This window comes from uncultured Planktosalinus sp., from assembly GCF_963973675.1.
Lineage (GTDB): Bacteria > Bacteroidota > Bacteroidia > Flavobacteriales > Flavobacteriaceae > Planktosalinus.
Genome location: NZ_CAXBAN010000327.1, coordinates 1 through 3,045, shown reverse-complemented (window position 1 = coordinate 3,045; position 3,045 = coordinate 1). Strand labels below are relative to the sequence as shown.

The following is a 3,045-nucleotide window of genomic DNA, read 5'->3' as shown; positions in this document are numbered from 1 at the left end:
GACCCCTTGGGTGTAAACCAAGTGCTCTGAACCAACTGAGCTACGCGCCCGCTCTTTGTTTAAGCGGTTGCAAATATAGACCACTTTTTTAATCCGTACAACATATTTTTAAAAAATATTAAATTATTTCTGCAACCACAAAAGTACTTCCCCCAACAAAAATTAAATCATCATTTTTTGCGTTCCCCAAAGCGTTTTTATAGGCTTCTTTTACAGAATTATAGACTTTTCCGTTTAAAGAAAACTTTTGGGCTTCGTGATGCAGCACTTCGGCATCAAGCCCTCGGGGGATATCAGGCTTGCAGAAATAATAGAGTGCACTTTTTGGAAAAAGATGAAGAATTCCAGAAAGGTCTTTATCTGAAACAACTCCTATCACAAAATGTAATTTTTTATGCTTTTGCTCTTTAAGCTGATTCAGTACAAACCCCAGTCCTTCCTTATTATGTGCTGTATCACAAATAACCATTGGTTTTTTTCTTAACTCCTGCCACCTTCCCATCAAACCGGTGTTTTTAACAACATTCAATAAGCCCTTTTGAAAGTGTTTTTCAGTGATATTAAATAGTTTCTTATTTCTTAATACAGCAATTGAGGCCAACACTGTTTTTTTATTATGAATTTGATAACTTCCTTTTAAATCTGAAGGATACTCACTTGATTTGAAGTTTTCTGCAAATAAAATAGGTGCATTTTTGGATGTAGAAATACTTTCAAAAATAGTTTTTGTTTCAGGAATAACTTCTCCAATAATAACGGGAACTCCTGATTTAATAATACCGCTCTTTTCTGTTGCTATTTCTTCATAAGTAGTTCCTAAAAATGCCGTGTGATCTTTACCAATATTAGTAATTATTGATAACAAAGGAGTAATGATATTTGTGCTGTCGAGCCTTCCACCCATACCAACCTCAACTACAGCAATATCAACTTTCTCTTCACTGAAAAATTCAAATGCCAATCCTACTGTCATTTCAAAAAACGACAGTGAATTTGCTTCAAAAAATGCTTTGTGAACTGCAATAAAAGACGACACTTTTTTTTTAGGAATCATCTTACCGTTTATTTTTATTCGCTCTCTAAAGTCTCTTAAGTGCGGTGAAGTGTAAAGGCCTACTTTATAACCGGCTTCTTGCAAAACTGAAGCCAGCATATGGCTTACTGAACCTTTTCCATTCGTTCCTGCTACGTGAATACTTTTAAAATTATTCTGAGGATTTTCAAGATAATTGGCAAGTAAAATGGTGTTGCTTAAATCCTTTTTATAAGCAATACCTCCTACTCGTTGATACAAGGGCAATTTGGCAAAAAGCCATTTTAATGTTTCCTGGTAATTAATAATTTTAAATTTTTAATAAACGACTACTTTTTTGGTGGTTTCTTTTTGATCTGCAACAACTTTAATAAAATATGTTGTTTTAGGCAAGCCTCTCAAATCCAAATTTAATCTTTGAGTATTTTTAAAATATTCAGTTTTTACAGATCGTCCCAAATTGTCATATGTAAGAACTTGAATATTTTGATACTTCCTATCAAGATTGACCTTCAAATTACCTCTTGTAGGATTGGGGAAAAAATCAACATTAAATTCCAGATTTTGTGACAAAGCAGTTAAAATATCTTCTGAAATTTCAATTTTATAGGTTGACCTGCCATAAGTCGCTGCATACAATATTTCAGTGGGTTCGTGTATATGTAAATCTGTCACTACAACAGAAGGAAGGTTATCGCCAAGGAGGTCCCAGATAACACCTTCATCTGCAGATGCCAAAACCCCTATGTCTGTGGCTAAAAATAAGTTGCCATAGACATCTTTTGTTATAGAATTTACAGGTACATCAGGCAAATTACCTGACCTATTTTCCCAAGTTGTTCCGTTATCAGAGGTCTTATACACATGTCCGATATTTTCTCCATAGCGATAACCCGAAAAAGTTACATAGAATGAATTTACATCATTCCTGTCAGTGAGTACTTTAGTCACCCATCTATTTGGTAAATTATCCGAAACTTTTATCCAGTTTGCTCCGCCATTTTGAGTAATCCACACATTTCCATCATCAGTACCAACAACAATTTTTTGATTATCCAAGGGAGAAACACTAATTGATACGATGGTTCCAAAAACCAGATTTCCGGGGTGTGGACCGTTTGATAAATCAGGACTTAAAGGTATCCAATTTGCTGCAGCATCCGACGTTTTATAAAGCCGGTTTGCGCCATAATAAAGTACTTGTGGGTTTGTTGGGTCAAATACTATTGGTGTGTCCCAATTTTTCCTATCTGCACCCGAAATTCCTGATGTAGCTCCAAAAAAGCTAGTCCCATTATTTACAGATTTTATTAAATTACCATATTGTGAAAGTGCATAAATAATATTGGTATTTGTTGGGTCAACCAATGGTTGAAAACCATCACCTCCTGTAATTATTTCCCAATCGTTTAATCCACCTGTTGTTGTTCTCATCGTGCTATTATCTTGTGAACCCCCATAAATTTTATTGGAATTTTGAAAATCAACGTGAAAACGATAAAATTGTGTGATGGGTAATGATACGTCTTTTGCTGATGTTACCCCCTGATTACTACTCTTATAAAATCCGCCATCATTCCCTAAAAGTACCTGATTAGGAATTGAAGGATTAAACGCCAATGCATGTTGGTCAACGTGAGCATTGGGGAAGGAATTGAACCAACTTAAGCCTCCATCTGTTGATTTTTGGACATTCAGACCCAAATAGTAAATACTATTTTCATCTGCCGGATCTACAAATATCCCTTCAAACCACCAATGAAACCCAACATTTATCAATTGACTCGAGTTTACTTCAGTCCAGGTATCTCCACCATCTATTGTTTTGTAAACACCTTGAACATTTCCAATTGCATCAGCATACATTGCATAGAGCACATTGGGGTTAGATTTTGAAATATCAATACTAATTCGGCCTTTTTGTGATGGTACAACAGGCAAGCCGTTTGTTAAAATTGTCCAGTCATCTCCACCATTAGTGGTTCTGTAAATTCGGGAAGTTTCTCCTCCAT

2 protein-coding genes are annotated in these 3,045 nt (G+C 35.4%); both read right to left on the bottom strand.

What is annotated here, in order from left to right:
- Window positions 1–118: 118 nt before the first annotated feature.
- On the bottom strand, window positions 119–1,294 hold the full coding sequence (locus AACY61_RS11375; protein WP_339611703.1) for a folylpolyglutamate synthase/dihydrofolate synthase family protein: 1,176 nt from the start codon (window positions 1,292–1,294) through the stop codon (window positions 119–121).
- Between the two features lie 57 nt (window positions 1,295–1,351).
- The coding region (locus tag AACY61_RS11370) for a T9SS type A sorting domain-containing protein (protein WP_339611702.1) at window positions 1,352–3,045 on the bottom strand (1,694 nt) is incomplete at its 5' end.